The sequence below is a fragment of the Pseudomonas sp. F220 genome (assembly GCF_057813935.1).
This window is the reverse complement of sequence record NZ_JBVASJ010000217.1, coordinates 1-249: the sequence shown is the minus strand read 5'-3', so window position 1 is coordinate 249 and position 249 is coordinate 1. Positions and strand designations below refer to the sequence as shown.

The window sequence follows — 249 nt, the reverse complement described above, 5'->3', positions numbered from 1 at the left end:
AATGCTCAGCCAAGCCTATACGTCTGGAATGCAAAAGGTGAAGACATCTTGCGCAAGATCCAGCGTGCGCGAGAGGCGATGGCATCACAGTCCAAAGAGAACGTTTTTTCTGAGACAGCACACTAGAAAGGGATTTGAATTTACGCTTATTTGATCGCACAACCCGTTCTGTGCAGCTCACCGCGGCTGGCAGACAACTACTGGTTCGCGCACGCGCACTGCTCGATATGGCCGACCATCTAACTGTTG

The 249-nt window shown here is 51.4% G+C and carries 2 pseudogenes; both read left to right on the top strand.

Going from position 1 to position 249, the window contains the following annotated elements:
* Positions 1-126, top strand: a pseudogene (locus ACZYSM_RS29710) (IS630 family transposase); the annotation flags it as partial.
* An 8-nt stretch (positions 127-134) separates the two neighbouring features.
* Positions 135-249 (top strand): annotated as a pseudogene (locus ACZYSM_RS29705) (LysR family transcriptional regulator); the annotation flags it as partial.